The organism is Rhizobium sp. J15 (genome assembly GCF_002531825.1).
In the GTDB taxonomy this organism is placed as follows: Bacteria; Pseudomonadota; Alphaproteobacteria; order Rhizobiales; family Rhizobiaceae; genus Rhizobium.
Genome location: NZ_NWSX01000005.1, coordinates 135,660 through 157,099 on the forward strand (window position 1 = coordinate 135,660; position 21,440 = coordinate 157,099).

At 61.8% G+C, this 21,440-nt stretch carries 21 protein-coding genes; 14 read left to right on the plus strand and 7 right to left on the minus strand.

Annotated features, from left to right (window positions below; genetic code table 11):
- Positions 1–64: 64 nt before the first annotated feature.
- Together CO670_RS06255 and CO670_RS06260 are read right to left on the minus strand one after the other, a co-directional pair.
- Positions 65–1,939 carry an adenylate/guanylate cyclase domain-containing protein gene (locus CO670_RS06255; protein ID WP_097589462.1) on the minus strand — a complete coding sequence of 625 codons (1,875 nt, stop codon included), beginning with the start codon at positions 1,937–1,939 and terminating at the stop codon, positions 65–67.
- A 180-nt stretch (positions 1,940–2,119) separates the two neighbouring features.
- Positions 2,120–3,190: a LacI family DNA-binding transcriptional regulator gene (locus CO670_RS06260; RefSeq protein ID WP_097589463.1), complete on the minus strand. Its 1,071-nt coding sequence runs from the start codon at positions 3,188–3,190 to the stop codon at positions 2,120–2,122.
- Between the two features lie 221 nt (positions 3,191–3,411).
- Between CO670_RS06260 and CO670_RS06265 the strand changes: the two genes are divergently transcribed.
- From CO670_RS06265 to ppk2, 7 genes are all read left to right on the plus strand, one after another.
- Positions 3,412–4,365, plus strand: coding sequence for a sugar phosphate isomerase/epimerase (locus tag CO670_RS06265; protein WP_097589464.1), 954 nt, complete (start codon positions 3,412–3,414; stop codon positions 4,363–4,365).
- Positions 4,366–4,423: 58 nt separating this feature from the next.
- Positions 4,424–5,656: an ABC transporter substrate-binding protein gene (locus CO670_RS06270; RefSeq protein WP_097589465.1), complete on the plus strand. Its 1,233-nt coding sequence runs from the start codon at positions 4,424–4,426 to the stop codon at positions 5,654–5,656.
- A gap of 74 nt (positions 5,657–5,730) precedes the next feature.
- Positions 5,731–6,618: a sugar ABC transporter permease gene (locus CO670_RS06275; RefSeq protein ID WP_097589466.1), complete on the plus strand. Its 888-nt coding sequence runs from the start codon at positions 5,731–5,733 to the stop codon at positions 6,616–6,618.
- Entirely contained in the window at positions 6,618–7,502 is an 885-nt protein-coding gene (locus CO670_RS06280) for a carbohydrate ABC transporter permease (protein WP_097589467.1), read from the plus strand. The genes CO670_RS06275 and CO670_RS06280 overlap by 1 nt, the downstream gene beginning before the upstream one ends.
- Before the next feature lie 7 nt (positions 7,503–7,509).
- Complete coding sequence (gene ugpC / locus CO670_RS06285; protein WP_097589468.1) at positions 7,510–8,592, plus strand: sn-glycerol-3-phosphate ABC transporter ATP-binding protein UgpC; 1,083 nt, start codon at positions 7,510–7,512, stop codon at positions 8,590–8,592.
- Between the two features lie 83 nt (positions 8,593–8,675).
- On the plus strand, positions 8,676–10,328 hold the full coding sequence (locus CO670_RS06290; protein ID WP_097589469.1) for a GMC family oxidoreductase: 1,653 nt from the start codon (positions 8,676–8,678) through the stop codon (positions 10,326–10,328).
- Between the two features lie 108 nt (positions 10,329–10,436).
- Positions 10,437–11,351, plus strand: a complete 915-nt coding sequence (gene ppk2, locus CO670_RS06295) for a polyphosphate kinase 2 (RefSeq protein ID WP_097589470.1) — start codon at positions 10,437–10,439, stop codon at positions 11,349–11,351.
- 96 nt (positions 11,352–11,447) lie between these two features.
- On the opposite strand, the gene CO670_RS06300 is transcribed toward ppk2, so the two are convergent.
- On the minus strand, positions 11,448–12,323 hold the full coding sequence (locus tag CO670_RS06300; RefSeq protein ID WP_097589471.1) for an aldo/keto reductase family oxidoreductase: 876 nt from the start codon (positions 12,321–12,323) through the stop codon (positions 11,448–11,450).
- Between the two features lie 96 nt (positions 12,324–12,419).
- On the opposite strand from CO670_RS06300, the gene CO670_RS06305 reads away from it, so the two are divergent.
- Entirely contained in the window at positions 12,420–13,352 is a 933-nt protein-coding gene (locus tag CO670_RS06305; protein ID WP_097589472.1) for a LysR family transcriptional regulator, read from the plus strand.
- 58 nt (positions 13,353–13,410) lie between these two features.
- On the opposite strand, the gene CO670_RS06310 is transcribed toward CO670_RS06305, so the two are convergent.
- The 3 genes from CO670_RS06310 to CO670_RS06320 form a co-directional block, all read right to left on the minus strand.
- The gene (locus CO670_RS06310; protein ID WP_088690349.1) at positions 13,411–13,605 is read right to left on the minus strand and encodes a hypothetical protein; all 195 of its coding nucleotides are present in this window, start codon (positions 13,603–13,605) and stop codon (positions 13,411–13,413) included.
- Between the two features lie 96 nt (positions 13,606–13,701).
- Complete coding sequence (rpsU, locus tag CO670_RS06315; protein WP_011427834.1) at positions 13,702–13,935, minus strand: 30S ribosomal protein S21; 234 nt, start codon at positions 13,933–13,935, stop codon at positions 13,702–13,704.
- 32 nt (positions 13,936–13,967) lie between these two features.
- On the minus strand, positions 13,968–14,222 hold the full coding sequence (locus tag CO670_RS06320) for a hypothetical protein (RefSeq protein ID WP_141502238.1): 255 nt from the start codon (positions 14,220–14,222) through the stop codon (positions 13,968–13,970).
- A 351-nt stretch (positions 14,223–14,573) separates the two neighbouring features.
- Between CO670_RS06320 and CO670_RS06325 the strand changes: the two genes are divergently transcribed.
- From CO670_RS06325 to CO670_RS06355, 6 genes are all read left to right on the plus strand, one after another.
- Positions 14,574–15,293 (plus strand): Ig-like domain-containing protein, encoded by a 720-nt coding sequence (locus CO670_RS06325; protein WP_097589474.1) that lies wholly within the window; start codon positions 14,574–14,576, stop codon positions 15,291–15,293.
- Between the two features lie 158 nt (positions 15,294–15,451).
- Entirely contained in the window at positions 15,452–15,640 is a 189-nt protein-coding gene (locus CO670_RS06330) for a hypothetical protein (RefSeq protein ID WP_097589475.1), read from the plus strand.
- A 182-nt stretch (positions 15,641–15,822) separates the two neighbouring features.
- A complete protein-coding gene (locus CO670_RS06335; RefSeq protein ID WP_245425759.1) occupies positions 15,823–17,028 on the plus strand; it encodes a helix-turn-helix transcriptional regulator in 1,206 nt (401 codons plus the stop codon).
- A gap of 274 nt (positions 17,029–17,302) precedes the next feature.
- Positions 17,303–18,847, plus strand: a complete 1,545-nt coding sequence (locus CO670_RS06345) for a DUF4153 domain-containing protein (RefSeq protein ID WP_097589478.1) — start codon at positions 17,303–17,305, stop codon at positions 18,845–18,847.
- Positions 18,847–19,551, plus strand: coding sequence for a response regulator transcription factor (locus CO670_RS06350; protein ID WP_097589479.1), 705 nt, complete (start codon positions 18,847–18,849; stop codon positions 19,549–19,551). The genes CO670_RS06345 and CO670_RS06350 overlap by 1 nt, the downstream gene beginning before the upstream one ends.
- Entirely contained in the window at positions 19,551–20,573 is a 1,023-nt protein-coding gene (locus tag CO670_RS06355) for a HAMP domain-containing sensor histidine kinase (protein ID WP_097589480.1), read from the plus strand. Before CO670_RS06350 ends, CO670_RS06355 begins: the two co-directional genes overlap by 1 nt.
- Positions 20,574–20,588: 15 nt before the next feature.
- On the opposite strand, the gene CO670_RS06360 is transcribed toward CO670_RS06355, so the two are convergent.
- Positions 20,589–21,227: a TetR/AcrR family transcriptional regulator gene (locus tag CO670_RS06360; RefSeq protein WP_088673964.1), complete on the minus strand. Its 639-nt coding sequence runs from the start codon at positions 21,225–21,227 to the stop codon at positions 20,589–20,591.
- Positions 21,228–21,440 lie beyond the last annotated feature (213 nt).

Here is a 21,440-nt window from a genome sequence, read left to right on the forward strand (position 1 = left end):
CGTCGCGAAGAAGTTTAGCAAGTAATGAAATAGCATTAGTGCCAAGCTGACGGATGGCCGGGCGTTATTCGGACAGTTCAATCAATTTCCGATAGCGGGGGTGGCTGCGAATGGGATCGAGGTCGGAATCGTTCTTGAACCACAGCCGCATTTCGATGCCGACCTGCGGCATCCAGACCTCGAGCAGGTCTATCGCCCGGTCGATTTCGCCAAGCAGGGCATAAGTGCAGGCGGCATTGTATTGAATGTTGATGTCGCTGGGATCCGTCGCCAGGGAACGCGCCAACCATTCCAGCGCCATGTCGCGGAGACCGAGAAAAGCGAGCGCGGTCGCTCCCAGGCAGGCAACATTGGCATTTTCCGGATGCAGCCGCAGTTCTTCCTCCGCCCTTTTCAATGCGATCCGGGCATAGCTGCTGGCTTTGTCTATTTGCCCAAGCGAGCGAAGGACGTTCACGAGCATGATCGGCGCGCCATAATCGCCAGGCTTGATTTCCATGGCGCGCTGAAAATACGTCGCCGCGAGTTCGAACTGACCTTCGGTGACGCAGAATTCGGCATAGTATCTGTTGGCCTCGTGGCAATTGGCGTCGAGCGACAAAGCCTGCACGAAGGCAGACACCGCCTCGGCGCGACTGCCGGCGACGGCCAATGCAAAACCCCTGGCCGCATGTGCCTCCGCCAGATTGGGATCGATGACGAGCGCTCTCGCCGTGTTGGCAAGAATATCCTCCACCGAAATTTCCGCCCCGAACTGAGACCGCAGGCGCGCGTCGCAGACCGCGATACCGGCATAGGCGCGGGCATAGCCGGGGTCCAATTCGATGGCCCTGGCGAAGCTCTGCCTGGCCATGAGATGGTTGGAGCGGGAGGCGATATGGTAGTATTCGCGCCCCCTGAGGAAGTGCGTATAGGCTTCGACGTTGCCCGTCGGCGCCTGCTCGATCGCCTTCTTCTCCTCCGGCAGCAGCTTGACCTTGAGCTGCTCGACGATCGCCTTGGCGATCTCGTCCTGCACTTCGAAGATGTCGGTGAGGTCGCGGTCGTAACGCGCGGCCCAGACATGGCCGTCATTGGCCGCCTCGATCAATTCGGCATTGATCCTGACATGGTTGCCCGCCTTCCGGACGCTGCCCTCCACGATATAGGCGACGCCGAGTTCGCCTGCGATGCGCTGCAGGTTTTCGCTCCGGCCTTTCCAGGCGAAGACGGTGTTGCGGCTCAGCACGAACAGGCCGGAGACATTCGACAGGTCGGTGATGAGATCTTCGGTGATGCCGTCGCTGAAAAAATCCTGACCGGGATCGGTGCTGATGTTAGCGAATGGCAGGATTGCGACTGACGGCTTGCTGACGGGTGCCCGCGTGTGCCCGCCTGCGGTAAGCGGAACCTGCTCGCCGGAGGCGGCATTGCCCCAATCGGCAAAATAGACATGGACCGGACGGGAAATATTCTTGACGGTCATGGCACCCTGGTCTGCGAAATCGAGACCGAGCTTGTTGGCGACTTCGTGGCGCACGGCCGCCGAACAGGCAATGCCGCCGGGAGCTGCAAGAGCTTGCAGCCGGACCGCCACATTGATGCCGTCGCCATGGAAGTCGTCCTCATCGAAGACGATGTCGCCGAGATTCAGGCCTATCCGGAACGCAAAATGCCTGTCCGCCGGAATCCCGATATTGCGCTCCAGCATGCCGCGCTGGATTTCGACCGCGCAGCGTGCGGCGCTCAGCACGCTGCCGAACTCGACCAGGAAGCCGTCGCCCATGACCTTGATGATATGTCCGCCATGGGTTGCGACAGCAGGATCGAAGAGCTCCCGGCGATGCTGACGGAGAGCGTTGAGCGTCTCCTCCTCGTTGGCTTCCAGCAGGCGGCTGTAGCCCACCACATCGGCAGCCAGAATGGCCGCCAGCCGACGTTCAACAAGCTCTGCGCACATGCCCGTCTCCCCAACGCGCTGGTGGCAATACTTCTCAATTCTAGCAGCCAGTCAGTAATGTTGCCGGACGATTATATTACTGACAACTAAAATCTCCCTCTTGGCCGCAAGAACTTTCCGGAATAGCGCGGAACGACGGCGCGGCGCTTCCGTAGAGGATGCGCAACGTTTCTGTTGTCGTCAGCTCTTCGCAGGAGCGATGCTCTCCCTGAGGATAAGGCTGCTGGGGATGACGGTGCGCGTCGCCGCTGCATTTTGTGCGCCGGCGGTGGCGTCGAGCAGCAGATCCACCGCTGCGCGTCCCATCTCTTCCACCGGCTGCTTGATCGTCGAGAGCGGTGGAGAGCAGAATTCGCAGACGGGAGAGCCGTCGAAAGAGACGATGGAGAGGTCGCGGGGTACCGCAAGGCCCGCATGCTGAATGCGGCTCATGAAGGAGATCGCCATGTCGTCGCTCGTCGCGATCACGGCTGTCGGTCTGGCGGGGAGCCTCATGAAATCGTCGACCGCGCGAATGCCGATTTCGAAACCGTGCTGGTATTCGAGGTCGCCGCCGGATATCGAGACGGCCTCCTCGGTGAGGCCCGTTGCCCGCAGCGCCTCGAGGACGCCGCCGTAGCGCTCGACGTCATGGTAGTTGCCCCTGGGGCCGGCAATATAGAGGAACCGCCGGTGGCCCAGGCGGATCAGCTCCGCCGTCGCGTCGCGTATCGCCTCGCGGTCGTTGGTCACGACGCTCGGCAACCCGGCTTCACTCATGTCGAAAAGCATCGAGACGATCGGCAGCCCGGAATCGGCAGGGGAACGCCCGTCGACTTCCGGAAGTTTCGAGGAGAAGATGATAGCGCCCCGGACCGTTCCGCCAAAGGCGAGATTGAGGATGTGCCGTTCGGAGGCTTCCTCGCGATCGAGATTGGCGATCATCAGGTTGTATCCCGCCTGGATCAGGGACTTGTTGATGCTCTGCAGGACCTGCGGGATGATCTGCGACGCGCCGTAGTAAGGCGATCCCGGCAAGATGATCATGATCGTATTGGATTTGCCGACCCTGAGGCCGCGCGCCATCGCATTCGGCGTGTAGCCGAGCTGCTTGGCGGCCGCGTTGATCTTGGCGCGCGTCTTTTCATTCACCCGGCCGGGATTGGCAAGCGCTCGGCTGACGGTCGAGATGGCAACGCCGGCAAGCCGCGCGACATCGGCCATCAATGCGCCCGATTGTTCCTCTCCTGCCACATCCTTGTTTTTGTTCACGTTTGCTTCTTTCCTCGGATGCTTCGATCCGCAACTTTAAGATAGGCGATGCCTTATAGCAAACGTTTGCCAAAAATCGCTTGCCAAAAAAACCAGCTTGGTTATCATCTCTCTATGGCAAACGATTGCCATTTCATAATGTGTTGAAAATTCATGGCTTTTGGATGTGGAAATTGCCTTTCTGCATGCGGGCAAGCCATGCCTTGAGAAATGGACAGCTTATGGCTTCTGGCGACAGGCTCCGCTTCGGCGTCGATCTCGTGACATTCTTCCATCCCGGCTTCTGGGGCGTCGACAGCCATGATGCGATCGTCGACCATGCGCGGGCCGCGCCGCGCGCTTTCTGGGACAAGATCCTCGACCGCGTCCAGGCTTCCGGCGTCACCGGCGTCGAGCTGACCTTCTCTCCCTTCAACTGGCAGGACGCGATCAAAACCTATGGTTCGATCGATGCCTTTGCCGCCGAGCTGGCAAGGCGCGGCCTGACGCTGTGCAGCGGCTTCTTCGCGGAGCTGGAAGCGGCGGGGGACTTCACCGAGCCCGGGGCGCAGCGTGCGCTGATCGACAAGGCGGAACGCTATGCCGATTTCCTGAAGGCCTGCGGCAGCGACATCATGGTGATCGGCGCGCCGCTCCGCCAGACGCTCGGCGCCCAGCCGGTGCAGTTCCACGATTTCGACCGTGCGAAGGCGATCGCCGATTTCCTGAACCGGCTCGGCGCGATCCTTTATGCGAGAGGCGTGCGGCTGGCGCTGCACACCGAGGCGCATTCGATCTTTGCCGCCGCGCGCGACGTCGATCTGCTGATGCTTCTGACCGACCCGGCCTATGTCCACATGTGCCCCGATACGGCCCATATCATCGTTGCCGGCTCCGATCCGGTCCAGCTTGTCGACCGCCATCACGAACGCATGATCATCGCTCACTGGAAGGATGCGATCGGTCCGATGCCTGCCGACACCCCGATCGACAAACACATTCACGAACGCCACCAGCCCTATTTCTGCGGCTTCGGCCTCGGAAGGGTCGATTGGCCGGCCTGGATCCGGCTGCTGCGCGACCGGGCCTATGAAGGCTGGGCGATCCTCGAACTCGATGCCGCGCCGGATCCCGTCCGCGACATCGCCAACGGGCTGACGCTCGTGCGGCAGGCGCTCCTGCCGATCTATCGCTGACACAATTCCGAAGACGACAAACGCCCCGCCAAGAGGGCATTTTCAAGAGGTGGAACCAATGAAGACCATGATGAAGCTTTTACTTGCCGGCGCGGCATTCGCCGGCCTGTTCGCCTCGGCTGAGGCCGAGGACAAGCCGACGATCGAGATCATGTCGTCCTGGACGTCGGGCGGCGAGGCGGCGGCTCTCAACGTTATCAGGAGCGAATTCGAAAAGCGCGGCGGCGTCTGGAAGGATTCCTCGATCGCCGGCTTCGGCGCGGCCGATGCGGCCTTCCAAAACCGTCTGGTCGCGGGGGATCCTCCCGGCGCCAAGCAGGGCGTCATCGGCCTCGCAGCCGCGGATTTCGTCAGCCAGGGCCTGTTCAATCCGATCGACGACGTGGCCGCGGCCGGCAAATGGGCGGATGCCCTGCCGAAATCGATCCATGACCTCATCTCCTATGACGGTAAGGTCTATCTTTCGCCGACCGGCGCCCATGGCGAAAGCTGGGCCTTCTATTCCAAGGAGGCTTTCGCAAAGGCCGGCATTACGCAGGAGCCCAAGAGCTGGGACGAATTCTTTGCCGATCTCGACAAGCTGAAGGCCGCGGGTCTCGTGCCGGTCGCCTGGGGTGGGCAGCCCTGGCAGCAGACCAAGGTCTTCAACATGATCCTGCTTTCGCAAGTCGGGATCGATGGTTTCCTGAAGATCTACGTCGACAAGGACAAGAGCGAAGCATCCGTCGAGGGCGTGAAGAAAACTCTCGACATCCTCGGCAAGCTGCGCGGCTATGTCGATGCCGGAGCTGCCGGCCGCAACTGGAACGATGCGACCGCCATGCTGATCACTGCCAAGGCCGGCGTGCAGTTCATGGGCGACTGGGCCAAGGGCGAATTCACCGTCGCCGGCAAGGAGCCGGGCAAGGATTATGGCTGCATGATCGTGCCGGAATCCAAGGGCATGGTCTATATCGCCGACTCCCTCTGGTTCCCCAAGACCAACAATGCCGGAACCGACAAGGCGCAGAAGCTTCTCGCCGAAGTCGTCATGGACCCGGCGGTCCAGGTCGAATTCGCTCTCAAGAAGGGCGCTATCCCGATGCGCTCCGACGTCGACAAGTCGAAGCTCGATGTTTGTGCCCAGAAGGGTGTCGAGCTGATGGCCGCCGGCGCGATCGTGCCGGACCAGGCGATCGTTCTGACACCGCAGCAGGTCGGCGCGCTCGACGATTTCGTCGACGAATACTGGAGCGGCGGCTCGAGCGACGCAGGCTCCGCGGCCGAGAACTTCTTCGCCATCTTCGAGTAGGATCGTGCCGATGGCGCCGGGCTGATCCGGCGCCGCGGCGCGTGTTCCGTCTCCATCCGTCAAAGAGCTGGCCGATGTCCGTCAAACGCAAGCGCAATCTCTCCGCGACCATCGCCCTGCTGCCGACATGGTTTGCCGCGATCGTGGTCTTCATCGGCACCATGGCCTGGTCGATCCGGCTGTCCTTCACCAATTCGACGCTCTTTCCATCCTCGACCTATGTCGGCTTCGCGCAGTATTCGAAGCTCTTCGCCTCCGCCAAATGGCTTGCCTCCCTGCAGAACGTCCTGATCTTCGGCGTCCTCTACGTGGCGGGCTGCCTGCTGCTCGGCTTCCTGCTGGCCGCAGCGCTCGACCGCAAGATCCGCTTCGAAAGCGCCTTCAGGACGATCTTCCTCTATCCCTACGCCATGTCCTTCGTGGTGACGGGGCTGATCTGGCAATGGATGCTCAATCCGACGCTCGGCATCCAGGCGAGCGTGCGTTCGCTCGGATGGGAAAGCTTCGTCCTCGACTGGGTCGTCAATCGCGACATGGCGATCTATGCGCTGGTGCTCGCCGGCGTATGGCAGGGTGCGGGGCTGGTCATGGTCATCGCGCTCGCCGGCATACGCGGCATCGAAGCCGAGCAATGGAAGGCGGCGCGCATCGACGGCATCCCCGTCTGGCGCATCTATGTCTCGATCATCCTGCCGCAGCTTGGGCCGGCGCTGGCGGCGGCCGGCATGCTGCTCGCCATGGGCGTCATCAAGACCTACGACATCGTCGTCGCCATGACCAATGGCGGCCCTGGCAACGCGACCGAGGTGCCGGCGAAATTCATCATGGACAACCTCTTCGGCCGCCAGAACCTCGGCCTCGCAACGGCGGGCGCGACCGTGCTGGTCCTCGGGGTCATCATCGCAGTCGCGCCGTTCCGTTATGCGATGCACATGCGCAACCGGACAAAGGGAGCGGCGTGATGATCAAGCCTCATCCGAACGGGCCGAAGCCGGCGCGGATCACGGCAGGGCGCATCGGCCTCTATGCCTTCCTCGTCGTTGCCGCGCTGTTCTTCCTGCTTCCGCTCTACACCATGGTCGTCACCTCGCTGAAATCGATGGACGAGATCCGGCTCGGGCAGATCTTCGCTCTGCCGGCAAGGCTCGACTTTTCCGCCTGGGTGACCGCCTGGTCGGGCGCCTGCATGGGAACTGTCTGCGTCGGCATCCGCAGCGGCTTCTGGAATTCGGTGGCGATCACCGTTCCCGCCGTCGCGCTCTCGGTCTTCATCGGTGCGGTCAATGGCTATGCGCTGTCGCTCTGGCGGCCGCGCGGGGCAAATGCGCTCTTCGGCCTGCTGATGGCCGGCGGCCTCATCCCCTACCAGATCTTCCTCTATCCGATGGTCCGGGCCATGGCCAATATCGGTCTCTATAATTCGCTTGCCGGCATCATTCTCGTCCACGTCATCTTCGGCCTGCCGCTGGTGACGCTGCTCTTCCGCAACTATTTCATCAGCGTGCCGGAGGAGCTCTGCAAGGCCGCGCGCGTCGATGGCGCCGGCTTCTGGCGCATCTTCTTCGAGATCATGCTGCCGATCGCCGTGCCGATGGTGGTCGTGGTCTCCATGCTGCAGTTCACCGGCATCTGGAACGACTTCCTGCTCGGCCTCGTCTTCGCCGGCCGCGACAACCTGCCGATGACCGTGCAGCTCAACAATATTGTCAACACCACGATGGGCGAGCGCACCTACAATGTGAACATGGCGGCGACGATCCTGACCGCCATCGTTCCTCTCGCCATCTATTTCCTGTCAGGCCGCTGGTTCGTGCGCGGCATCGCGGCCGGCGCCGTCAAGGGGTAACGCTTCCATGCAATCAGCCGTTTCCGTCAAGGATCTGAAGATCGCCTATGGCGATCATACGGTGATCGAGAAAATGTCGATCGACATCGCGCCCCGCGAATTCCTGGTGCTGCTCGGCCCTTCCGGCTGCGGTAAGTCCACGCTTCTGAACGCCATTGCCGGCCTGCAGGACATCACATCAGGCGAAGTCTGGATATCGGGCAAGAACGTCAGCTGGGAGGAGCCCAAGGACCGCGGCATCGGCATGGTCTTCCAGTCCTATGCGCTCTACCCGCGCATGTCGGTGCGCAAGAATCTTTCCTTCGGGCTTCGCGTTGCCGGCCTGCCGAAGGCCGAGATCGAGACGCGCGTCGCCCGCACGGCCGCCCTCCTCCATCTCGACGCGCTGCTCGACAGGCGCCCCGCGGAGCTTTCCGGCGGCCAACGCCAGCGTGTCGCCATCGGCCGGGCGCTGGTGCGCGAAGTCGATGTCTTCCTCTTCGACGAGCCGCTGTCGAACCTTGACGCCAAACTGCGCAACGAATTGCGGGTTGAGATCAAGAAGCTGCATCAGGACCTCGGCAACACGATGATCTACGTGACCCACGATCAGGTCGAGGCTTTGACCCTTGCCGACCGCATCGCCATCATGCGGGAGGGCGTGATCCAGCAGCTCGCCTCGCCGGCCGAGATCTACCGCCGCCCGGCCAATCTCTTCGTCGCCGGCTTCATCGGTGCGCCGGCGATGAATTTCATCGAGGGGCGGATCGAGCGCAGCGGCGGATCGGCGGTCTTCCGGAGCAAGGGGCTTACCGTTGATCTCTCCGGCTATTCCTTCAGCGTCGCTGCGGCTGAGGGACCGGCAACGCTCGGCTTTCGCCCGGAGCATCTCGTGTTCGACGGGGCGGCAAGCGCCCTGCCCACCATTCCCGGCCGCGTTTCCGTCGTCGAGCCGATGGGTTCGGATGCGGTGGTCTGGTTCGACTGGGCAGATCAAAGCCTCTCGCTGAGACTGATGGGCGATGTCACCCTGCAGCCCGGCGATGCCCTGGCGCCCGGGCTCAATGTCGCCAAGGCGTCGCTCTTCGGCGCCGACGGATCGCGGCTGTGACGCGGCTTCACTTTGTTTTCTCGCGATTGCCGGCGCGCTGCGCGCCGTTTTGAGCAATTGCCCAGGACAGGATTTGGAAAGACATGTCTGAGATCGTCTATGATGCGCTGGTGATCGGCTCCGGCGCGGCGGGTTCCTTCGCGGTCAAGGAACTGACGGCACAGGGGCTGTCGGTGCTGCTTCTCGAAGCCGGCCCCGCCGTCGGGCCGAAAGATTTCGACCCTGCGCGCAAGAAAGCGCCGGCAAGCAGCATCAATATCTGGGAGCGAGCCCGCGCAACCATCAAGGGTCAGCCGATCCAGGCGCGGGCGGCATTTTTTACCGAGCGCTTCAGCCACTTCTTCGTCAACGACCGCAAGAACCCCTATACGACACCGAGGGGCGAGCCCTTCCTCTGGATTCGCGGCCGCCAGGGCGGCGGGCGTCTGCACAGCTTCGGCCGCGTGCTGCTGCGCTGGACCGACGACGATTTCAAGATCCGGTCGCGCACGGGAAAGGGTGTGGACTGGCCGGTTTCCTATGACGAGCTTGCGCCGTTCTACGACGAGGTGGAGACCTATCTCGGGCTCTACGGCAACAAGGACGACGTGCCGACCCTGCCGGACGGCATCTATGCCAAACCGGCAAGCCTGACGCCCGCCGAACAGACCTTCAAGCAGGCTGTCGAAAGTCGCTGGCCGGAAAGGCGCGTCGTCTCCTGGCGCTACATCGCGCCCGATGCCGACCGCATGCCGCGGCCGCTCAGGGAGGCAAAGGCCACCGGCCGGCTGACGGTCCGCTACGACGCCGTCGTCCGCCGCATCACCACGGATGAAAAAACCGGCCGCGCCACCGGCGCGGAATTCATCGATCGCAATACGGGGCAAGTATCGACGGCGCGTGCCGCGACGGTGGTCCTCTCGGCCTCGCCGATCGAGAGCGTACGGCTGCTCCTGAATTCTGCTTCGGCACGTCATCCCGATGGGCTCGGCAACAGTTCGGGCGCGCTCGGCCGCTATTTCATGGACCAGCTTCCCTGCCTCGCCTTCGGTTCCTTTTCGAAAGCGAAAGGCTGGGCGTCCGACGAATCCGCCCCGACCGACCCGTTCTACAATCCGTCCGGCGGGATCTTCATTCCCCGCTTCGGCGAGGGCGACGCCGCCCGCGGCGATTTTGACTATCAGGGCAGCATCGGCCGCGCCCCGGTCTCCGCCGACACCGACGCGCGTCTCGCCTTCTTCGGCTTCGGCCGCATGCTGCCCTATGCCGATAACCGCATCACGCTCGATACCAGGCGCAAGGACGCCTGGAACATTCCCGTGCCGCATATCCGATGCGTCATGCAGCAGGAGGAGCAGGCGCTCTTGCGCCGGCAGGAGGAAACGCTGATCGCCATGGTGAAAGAGGTCGGCGGCGAGCTCGAATTCATCGGCTCGCCCACCGGCCTCAAGGAGATGGGCAGAGGCGCCTTCCCCGAGGCCGATGCCTTCAGCCGCTTCATGTTCCGCACTTGGTTCCGCAAGACCATGTGCATGGGCGCGGCCATTCATGAAACCGGCGGTGCGCGCATGGGCGAAAGCCCGGAGGCTTCGGTGCTCAACCCCTACAATCAGCTCTGGGATGCACCGAACCTGATCGTCACCGACGCCAGCGCCTTTCCCGGCAGCGGCATCGCCGGCACGACGCTGACCGTCATGGCGCTGACCACCCGCGCCTGCCGCAACCTCGTCGATCAGTACCGGGCGGGGCAGCTCTGAGGCTCTTGGAACGACAGGCTGGGGTAACCGTTTCAGCTTCGATCAGTGGCTGTCATATAAGCTTCGCACTGACATGCTCCTGTCAACAAAAGCAGGAAGGAAAAACCCATGTCGCAAACACATCAGGACCAGCTCAGCCGGATAAAGGCCGAAATCGCCGACAGCTTCGATGAGGAGCTGGAAATGCAGATGGAGGAGGACCGGCTGGACGATCTGGTCGCCGAGGGAATGTCGGAACCGGCCGAGCAGACGCTCGAGCGAAAGAGCTATTTCCGGGAACTCTTTCGGCTGCAGCACGAACTGGTGCGGCTTCAGGATTGGGTCCAGCACAAGCAATTGAAAGTGGTCGTGCTTTTCGAAGGACGGGATTCCGCCGGCAAGGGCGGCGCGATCAAGCGCGTGACCCAGAGGCTCAATCCGCGCGTCTGCCGCACGGTCGCGCTGCCCGCGCCCACCGAGCGCGAACGCCATCAATGGTATTTCCAGCGCTATGTCCCGCATCTTCCAACCGCTGGCGAGATCGTGCTCTTCGACCGCAGCTGGTACAACCGCGCCGGTGTCGAGCGCGTGATGGGGTTCTGCACGCCCGACGAACTCGAGGAATTCTTCCGCTCGGTGCCGGAATTCGAACGCATGCTCGTGCGCTCCGGAATCGTCCTGATCAAATACTGGTTTTCGATCACCGACGAGGAACAGGAATTCCGCTTCAAGATGCGCATCCACGATCCGCTGAAGCAATGGAAGCTTTCGCCGATGGATATGGAAAGCCGTATCCACTGGGAAGAATATACCAAGGCCAAGGAAGAAATGCTGGCGCGCACGCACACCAAGGAAGCGCCCTGGTGGGTGGTGCAGGCGGTGGACAAGAAAAGGGCGCGGCTGAACTGCATCGCCCATCTTCTCGAGCAGATTCCGTACGAGGATGTTCCGAAGCCGGAAATCCAGCTGCCGGACCGTATCCGCCATGCCGATTACAACAGGGCGCCGGTTCCGCCCGAAATGCACGTGCCGGAACGCTATTGAAGGCATGGACCTATCGAGCGATGACAGCTGAAAACCAACTCTTCACGTGGCGCGGCTGCGCCACGTGAAGATGAGGGGCAGCGGGCCCACGCGGTCTCAGCCTTCTACGTCAGCCATATGGTTCAGCTCGCGGATCGCATCCTCTGGCAGCGTAAGCCCTGCGGCGGCGAGATTCTCCCTGAGATGACCGACGGACGAAGTGCCGGGGATCAGCAGGATATTCGGCGCGCGGCGCAGCAGCCAGGCAAGCGCCACCTGCATGGGCGTGGCTCCAAGGCGCGCAGCGACGCCGGAGAGCGTAGACGACTGCAGCGGCGTGAATCCGCCGAGCGGAAAGAACGGGACATAGGCCGTGCCTTCGCGCGCGAGATCACCGATGAGGGCATCGTTGGCCCGATGCGCCAGATTGTACTGGTTCTGCACGCAGACGATCTCGGTGATCCCCCGACCTTCGGCGATCTGCCTCGCGGTGGCGTTGCTCAAACCCACGTGACGGACGAGACCCTGCCGCTGAAGATCGGCAAGCACCGTCAGGGGCGCTTCGATCGATCCTTCCGCAGGACGATGCAGGTCGAAGGCGATCCTGAGATTGACGACGTCGAGCACATCGACGCCGAGATTGCGGAGGTTGTCGTGCACGGCCTGGGTCAGTTCCTCCGGTGAGAAGGCCGGGATCCACGAGCCATCCGCGCCGCGCCGTGCGCCGATCTTGGTGACGATGACGAGATCGTCGCGATAAGGGTGAAGCGCTTCACGAATGAGCCGGTTGGTGACATGCGGGCCGTAGAAGTCGCTGGTGTCGATGTGGTTGACGCCTGATGCAACGGCTTCGCGCAGCACCGACAGCGCCGCATCATGATCCCGAGGCGGACCGAACACGCCGGGACCTGCAAGCTGCATGGCGCCGTAGCCGAGCCGTCTGACGCGGCGGTCGCCGATAGGGAATGTTCCGGATTGGTCGATAATGGACATGATCTAACTCCTTTCGCGAGATGACACGAAGTTAGGCGTTGTCCGGCCGTATGAAAATGAGGCATAATCCATACAGGTTGTGCGGAGTGGCGAACAGTGAAGGTCGATCTGGGAGATCTGAATGCCTTTCTCGCGGTGGCACGGGCCGGCGGTTTTCGCGAGGGCGCGCGCGTCAGCGGCAGCAGCGCCTCCTTCCTCAGCGAGGCGGTGCGCCGCCTGGAGGCCGAGCTCGGGGTCAGGCTGCTCAATCGCACGACGCGCAGCGTCGTTCCGACCGAGGCGGGCAAAGGCTTGCTGGAACGGCTCGGCCCTGCCCTGACGGAGGTGGAGTCTGCCCTCGACGTCGTCAATGGTTTTCGCGACAAGCCGGCCGGTTCGCTGCGTCTCAATGTGCCGGTCAGCGCGGCGCGGCTGGTGCTGCCGGCCATCATTCCGCGGTTCCTGGCCGCCTATCCTGATATCCGGCTGGAGGTGGTCACCGAGGAGAGCTTCGTCGATGTGCTCGCCGCCGGCTGCGATGCCGGCATCCGCTACGACGAGCGGCTGGAGCAGGATATGATCGCAGTGCCGATCGGACCGCGCGTGCAGCGGTTCGCCACCGCCGCCTCCCCTGATTATCTCGACCGCCACGGCCGGCCGCAGCATCCGAGCGAACTGCTCGGCCATGCCTGCCTGCTGGGCCGCTTCGCCAGCGGCGCGCTGACGACGCCGTGGGAATTCGAGCGGGACGGCGAGGTGGTCCGGGTCGAGCCTTCGGGACCGTTGATCGTCAGGGTCGGCGGGGCGACCGACCTTTCCGTCGATGCGGCGATATCGGGCATCGGGATCATCTGCGTCTTCGAGGACTGGCTGCGCCCGCATCTCGAAAGCGGCGCGCTCGAGCCGATCCTCGAACCATGGTGGCAGCGCTTTTCCGGCCCGTTCCTCTACTATCCCGGCCGCCGCCTGGTGCCCGCCCCGCTCCGCGCCTTCATCGATTTCGTCAAGGCTTCGAACAATCCGCCGGGGCCGCTCCGCGCCAAAGCTTGACCTCGGCATTGTCGCCCATATCGGGCTTGCTGTTGGACACGGCTGCGGCGTCCGCGCCTCAATGAACGCTTGGGATTTCCACGGCCATCGCGAAGTCCTCGGCCACCAGTTCACTGACGGCGATGAGGATCTCCTCACGGGAAAAGCCCGATTTCAAGGCGCGTTGAATCAGGTCCTGCAGATCCGGCTCAACAACGTCACGGCAATCCTCGAGGCGTTCTTCCGAAACGGTGAGGCTATTCAATTCGTCCATTGTCTATCCTTTCAGGTAACGGCCGAAGCCTGTTCTACATTCAAGAGTGAGAGCATGACGTCGCCCGAAAACCGCTCACACTTTCGGCATCATGCTTTAGCGAGCGGCCGTCCGCTTGCGCCCGACAAGCAGGCCTTCGCGCTGCATCTTCTTGCGTGCCGCCTTGCGCTGCCGGCTGATTGCCTGCGCTTTTTCCCGGACGCGGCGTTCCGACGGCTTCTCGTAGGCGCGCCGTTCCTTCATCTCGCGGAAGAGGCCTTCGCGCTGCATTTTCTTCTTCAAGGCTCTCAGGGCCTGATCGACGTTGTTGTCTCTGACGAGTACCTGCATTCGAGTTCTCCTTGTTTAGTTGCTGATCGCCCTTAGCCGAGCTGCTCAAGGATGAGCGCCTGCAATTCGCGGCGGGTGAGAAGGCATGGAGACGGCTTCCAGATCCTGGAAGTTTGGCGGGTGGCCTGTTCGCCCCCACGCGGGTTGACGACCGCAGTCGCGGTCGCGGTATTGGTATGGTTCAAAAGAAATCCTTGCCGGCTGTCGCCGGGATCATCGATGGTTGTTGGGAACATCCCTTGCGCACCGGAACGGCACGCGCCGCCGATCCTTGGACGTTTGTTCACACGCGGGCACTGCCTCAGCGTTCGGTCCGATCGGGTTGGTTCTAAGGTAGGTGCAGGTGCCGAGGATTGCAATGGCGTGCAGACAGCATGGAGCGGCGCCATGAAAGCGCCGCGGCGGCATAGTCACCGTGGAGGTTCCTTCAAGTTTACCGCGCATAAATTATTCGCAATTTCTTCAAATTTGACTGATGTCGAGAACGTATTGGTCGATAAAATGGCAATAACACACGTTTGAGGCGAATGTTAACCTTGCGTTAAATACCCCATTGACTTGTACAATTAATAAGTTGTTAAAGGAGCCGCTCGCTAAGGTCAAAATGACCCGCCGATAATTAATCTAAGGAGAGAGCAATGGCTTCGCCGATACACGCAACTGATGATAGTGCAACATTTCAAGAAACTGACGTTATTTCCGGAAATCTGCTTTCCAACGACTCTTCCGATAACGGCCACCTCTTCCTGCGCGCCTTCGACGGCGCTGCCGTTGGCGCCAAGGGCGGCAACAGCCAGATCACCGAGATCCAGGGCGACTACGGCACGTTCTACGTCAAGCCGGACGGCAGCTATACCTACGTTCTGAGCGACGCTGCCAAGATCGGTTTCGCCAATGGCGAATCGTACCAGGAGAAGGTCTCCTACAAGATCTCCGACGGCAGCGGTCACACCGACGTCGGCCTGTTCACCCTGAACATCCAGGGCGTCACCCAGGTCAAGCCGATCGCCGTCGACGATACCTACAGCTTCACCGAAGGCAGCCCGATCGGCGGCAACGTTCTCGACAACGACATTGCCGGCGACAACGGCAAGATGTTCCTGCGTCAGTTCCTGAGCACGCAGGTAGACGCCCACAATGACGCCGTTACCGACGTTCAGGGCACCTATGGCACGTTCCACGTCAAGGCCGACGGCACCTTCACCTATGATCTGACGGCCGATCTGGATGCAGGCGTGACCTACACGGAAGTTCTGCGCTACTACAAGATCTCCGACGGCGAAGGCCATACGGACACTGCCAAGGTGACGCTCAACATCCTCGGCACGGACGCTCATCCCGACGGCGTCGGCGTTTGATCCGTAGCAGTAGACCATTGAGAGACAACGCCCGCCGCGCAATCGGCGGGCGTCTTCGTATATCCGCCACTGACACAATGCCCGGCGGATATAACCCTTTTTAGCTAGTTCTTATAAAAGCTGCGTGGGCGTAGTCTCGATGTTCGGAGGACACGCCCTTGACCGAACACATCGAACCCAAGCAAATCGAGACGGACGATCTGACGAAAGTCTGGTCCGTAACCGAATTCTGCGCTCGTCATCAGATAGATTCCGAGGAACAAGCGCTGTTGCTCAAGCTCTTCGGGCCATTCGCGACGGCCTGCGAACTGCTCCACAATGCCAGGCGCGCGCCGCGATTCAGATAGATGTCCTCACTCGCCCGATCGGACGAGACGTCACGCTTCCTTCGTCGATTTCGACCTGCCGGTCTCCCCAGACCGGCAGGCGAATCACCTGATCGGGTGATGCTCGCCGTCCTGCTTCCCCCTAGATATTTATGGAGCGAGCGAAATGTGGCGATCGACGCGCAACTGGCGGAATCATCATCGTGAAAACGAGAAGCGCTGATATGGATCATGTCGATGTGATTGATGCCGTCTATCAGGCTGCGGTCCGCTCCGAACTATGGTCGGATACGCTGTGCTCGATCGCCGATTATGTCGGCGCTACCGGCGGGAACATCGTCTATCAGGCAGCCGATGGCCGCGGAAGCTTCCTGATCCCCGGCCGCATGCGGGACGATTTGAACAAGCTCTATCTCCAGCATTACACGGACAATCCCTATGCCCGTGCATTCGAGAAGGTAAAGCCGGGCGAGATTGCAATCGGCAATACGATGATCGACGCCGAGGCTGTCCGGCATTCCGCCTTTTATGCCGATATCTGCGAACCTCAGGACATTTTCAATCAGCTCTTCCTGCCGCATGCCAGCCTGCACGAGCGCGGAGGCATTGGCGGTGTCGCGCTTTTCCTGTCCAGGCGGCAGGACGAGCACGTCGCCGAGGCGGCGGCTCGGCTGAAGCGGCTCAGCCCGCATATGACGCGCGCAATCGACCTTTCCTTTCAGGTAAACCGGATCGCCCGCGCTCCCGAACTGCCGCAACGGCTGATCGACGCGATAGCCGACGCCGCCATGCTGCTTGACGGCCGAGGCGCGGTTCTTCTCGTGAATGCGGCGGCCGAAGCGCTGTTCAAACGGGCCGACGGCATTTTCCTCAGCCGATCCGAGAGACCTTCGCTTGCAGCCCACATCTCCGAAAGCTCCATCCGTCTGACGAACGCCATTCGCCAGGCTTTATTGATTGCCAATGGCGAAGACACACCTTTCGAGGGAGTGCTGTCGATTTCCCGACCGTCGGGCTTGCCGCCTTATCTGATGATGATCACGCCGCTTGCACCGGCGGCGGTGTCCATATGGGACGCGGTCGACAGCGGAGCGCGCCTGCTCATCCATATCGTCGATCCGGAAGCGAAGGCCCGCCGGCAGGCGCAGCAGCTGCAGCGCATCTTCGGCCTGACCGAAGCCGAGACCCGGGTGGCCGCGCTGATCGGCAGCGGAATGACGCTGCCTGAAATCGCCAAGGCCCTTGGAATTTCCGCCAACACGGTGAAAACACATACCGGCCGATGCTTCGGCAAGACGGGGGTGCGATCACAGGCAGCATTCGCCAGGCTGATTGCCTCGACCCCGATTGCCGAAAAAAGCGCAGCCCCCTCGCCTGCCGGAGCGAAGCGCCCTTCGCGGGATTCGTGAATGTCACACCGGCTGCGAGTTGGGGAACCCTCGTGACCTCCCGGATCGGCGCGATTTCCTGAATTGCTCCTCACTCTCTGCACAAAATCTGCAATCCGGCGCGGCATCTTGCCGGCATGAGCAAGAACGACATCCCGCCCTTCATTACGCCGCCGGCCGTGCCGGAATGCCTCCGCAAGGACGGGTGGTGGCTGACCGAAAGGCTCTCTGTCGAGGGGACATCGGGAAATAGGCTCATCGTGACCGAAAAGCGGCATTTGCGAGAGGAGCAGCAATGGACACAACCGACACCCTGACAACACCAATGCCCATCAGGCGCGCCAGCATCCGGGTCGCCGCGCTGCTTGCGCTGGTGGCGCTTGCCGACTTTCTGATCTTTGGCTACGCGCCTGGGATAAATCTCTTCCTCTTTGCTTTGGCCGTCTGCATCGGGATTCTGTTCTCGGCCCGGACGCCGCCATCGCCTTCAAAGGCATTTCTTCTGCTGGGCTTTCTGGCTCTGGCTTCAGCCCCGCTGCTGGAAGCGCCCTCGCTCATCGGCGTTGCCCTTTGCCTCGGCGCCGTGATGGCGGTTGCCCTCGTCAGCGCCCGGCTCATGCCTCGCCGGTTCACAGCCCTGCCCCTGATCTATGTTCGTTTCGCTCTCATCATTCCGCTGCGGCTTGCCGAGAGCATCAGGAAATATCTTGCGTTACCGGGCAGACGGTTCTCCTTCACCGGCATCCGCCAAGGCATCGGCCTTTGGATCATGCCGCTCGTCCTCGCCGCGGTCTTCGTGTCTCTTTTTGCGACCGCAAACCCGCTTATCGAGATCGCACTGCGAAGCATTGATTTCGGCCTTCTGCTGCAACTCCTCGATCCTTGGCGGATCGGCTTCTGGATGATGATCGCCATCGTGGTCTGGGCGATGCTGTGGCCGCGCCTGAAGCGGCGTGCTGTACGGCCACAGCCTGATCGCGCGTTCATGATCGTGCCCGCCAGGAATGCGCCGCTCGGCCACGCCTCGCTCTTGCGGTCACTCGCTTTGTTCAATGCGGTCTTTGCGGTGCAGACGCTTCTCGATCTCGTCTATCTCTGGGGCGGCGCGGACTTGCCTGCTCACATGAGCCATGCCGAATATGCGCATCGCGGCGCCTATCCGCTGATTGCGACCGCACTTCTTGCCGCCGGCTTCGTCCTCGTTGCCATGCGGCGCGGCGGCCCCGGCGATCATAGTCCGCTTATCCGCGGCCTGGTTCACGCCTGGATCGGCCAGAACGTCCTTCTCTGCCTGTCGTCGATGCTGCGGCTCGGGCTTTATGTCGAAGTCTATTCGCTGACGGAACTGCGCGTCGCCGCTGGCATCTGGATGGGCCTCGTCGCCATCGGCCTTGTTCTGATCCTGCTGCGCATTCTGCTCAACCGGTCCAACACGTGGCTGATCGCCGCCAACCTCGTTTCCCTGATTGCGGTGCTCTATATCAGCGCCTTCATCGATTTTTCGGCGTTCATCGCCCGCTTCAATGTCGCCCACAGCCGCGAAATCAGTCAGGAAGGCCCGCCGCTCGACCTTGCTTATCTCTCCTTGCTCGGTCCCTCCGTCATTCCGGCGCTCGACCTTTATCTTTCCAAGCTGCCGGACCATATGGTCGGCCAGCGGAATGAGGCGCTGTCAATTCGGTTTTATCTCGTCAGGGATTTCGAGTGGCGCCCGCGCGGCTGGCGCAGCTGGAATTTTCGCGCGGCGCGACTGCAGGCCCATCTCCTGGCTCCCGCAGCCATTGCAAGATCGGACGAGAACGGTGACAACAGGCACGACAAACCGATACAGGACCGGTGATGGCGCCCCGCATTCTCGTCGTCGATGACGAACCTCACATTCGCGATGTGATCTGCTTTGCCCTGGAGCGCGCCGACCTGGCATCGACGGCCGCCCGCAGCGGTACCGAGGCGATGGCGGCTTTCCGACGCGGCAGTATCGACCTCATCATTCTCGATATCGGCATGCCCGGCATGGATGGTCTGGAAGTCTGCCGCCAGATCCGCAAGACATCGGCATTGCCGATCCTGTTTCTCTCGGCGCGCGACGAGGAGATCGACAGGGTGTTGGGCCTCGAAATCGGCGGGGACGACTATGTGACCAAGCCGTTCAGCCCGCGCGAACTCGTCGCGCGGGTGAAGGCGATCCTCAAGCGCAGCGGCAATGGAGCGGGCTCCGACCGGAGCCATTCCACCCTCGCCGCCGGCGAGATCAGCCTGGATCGCCATGGCAGGACGGTGATGTTCGGCGAGAGCGCCATCGCAACGACGGCGCTCGAATTCGCAATCCTGGACGCATTGCTGTCGCGTCCCGGCATGGTCTTCAGCCGCGAACAATTGATGGAAGCGGCCTACGGCGCCGGCACCTATGTCTCGGATCGGACGATCGACAGCCATATCCGCAACATAAGGGCGAAGTTCGCAGCGGCCGGCGGCTCGGGTGTCATCGCCACCGTTCACGGCATCGGCTTCAAGCTCGGCGGTGACATCGGGAGGAAGGCCTGATGCCGGCACCGAAAATCAGGGCGAAATGGCGGCCGCCGCTGGCGCTGATCGTCTATGCCGTGCTTTTGACCGTGATGGCGCTGCCTGTTCTGATCGTCATCTGGTTTCGCGCTACCGAGGCGAGCGCGAACCGGATGGAGCCGGTGGAGATCGTCGCCCTCGTCGTCGTGCTGATCCTGACGCTCGGCGTCGCCTATGTGCTGACGCGCACCATCACCGGTCCCATCGACGCCCTGATCGCCCGGACGGAGGAAATCGCCCGCGGCGGCAAGGCGGCGATCCGGCCGCTTGAAAGTTATGGGACGCGGGAGATTGCCGTGTTGTCGCAGAGCTTCCTCGATCTCGCGGGAAAACTGGTCGACCGCACCGAATATGTCCGCTCTTTTGCCGCGCATGTCTCGCATGAATTGAAATCGCCGCTGACGGCCATTCGCGGCGCGGCGGAGCTTTTGCGCGATGATGATGCCGAGAGGCCGATGACGAAGGCGCAACGCCTGCACTTCCTGGACAACATCGTTGCCGACGCTGTCCGGCTCGACGCCTTGCTGCTGCGGCTGAGGGAACTCGCACAGGCGGAAACGCCGATGGCCGAAGGCAGAAGCAGCGTCGCGAGCATCATCAGCCCATTGCGCCAGCGGTTTCCCGCGCTCGATATTTCAGGCGCGGGAGATGCGGAGACATCGATCGCGCTTCCCCAGGAAGCGGCCGTCATCGTCTTCGCCAATCTTGCCGACAACGCCTTTCGGCATGGCGCCACGCTGCTCGAATTCACGGTGTCGGCCGATACCCGAAGCGCCTTCATTCTCGTGCGTGACGACGGCAGCGGTATTTCCCAAGCGAACCGCGACCGCATTTTTCAGCCGTTCTTCTCGACCCGCCGCGAAGAGGGCGGCACCGGCATGGGCCTCGGCATCGTCCACGCCATGCTGAGTTCCCATGGCGGTACGATCCACCTTCGGCAGACGACAGGTGCCGGCGCCGAATTCGAGATTGCGATACCTTTGTCATCCCCGCGCGGTTGACGAGGACCTGCCCCTTCAGCTTTTCAGATAGCTGACGACGGCATCGGCGATCATTCCGCGGTGGCGTTCGATAGTTTCTCCGTCCGAGAGATTGCGCCGGAAGATCGTGCCGAAGGTGTAGCGGTTCGACACCCGAAAGAAGCAGAAGGCGCTGATCATCATATGGATGTCGATCGGGTCGGCCTTGCGCCGGAAGACGCCCTGGTCGAAGCCGCGCTCCAATATGCCGGCGATGGTTTCGATGACCGAGACGTTGAGATCGCGGATCGCCTCCGAGCGAAGCATGTGCGCGGCATGATGAATGTTCTCGATGCTGACGAGCCGGACGAAATCGGGATTGGCCTCGTCATGGTCGAAGGTCGTCGAGATCAGCGTCCGCAGCGCCTCTTCCGGCTCGAGGTTGGACAGATGCAGATCGGATTCCAGCGAGCGGATCTTGCGGTAGGACTGTTCCAGCACGGCAAGATAGAGCCCCTCCTTGCTGCCGAAATAATAATAGATCATCCGCTTCGAGGTGCGCGTCTTCTCGGCGATCGAGTCGACGCGGGCGCCGGCGAGCCCATGGGTCGAGAATTCTTCGGTCGCGACGAGGAGAATGTCCTCCTTCGTCTGCTGTGGATCGTTCTTCCGGCCGTTTTCGCCCCGTTCCGCCATGAGCCTCGTTACCGCGCTTTCCAATCTATTGTTTTATATCTCGAATTTCGATCGTCGGCTTCATTGGAAGCATGCGTTTCTGTTTCCGTATTCGCCAGTCTTATTCACGTTGACCGGATGTTTCAATAGATGCCACTTGACATACGAACTAGTTAGTACATTTTGAAGAGGCGAACAGTGGAGGAATTGATCGCGACGGCAATATCTCGGTCA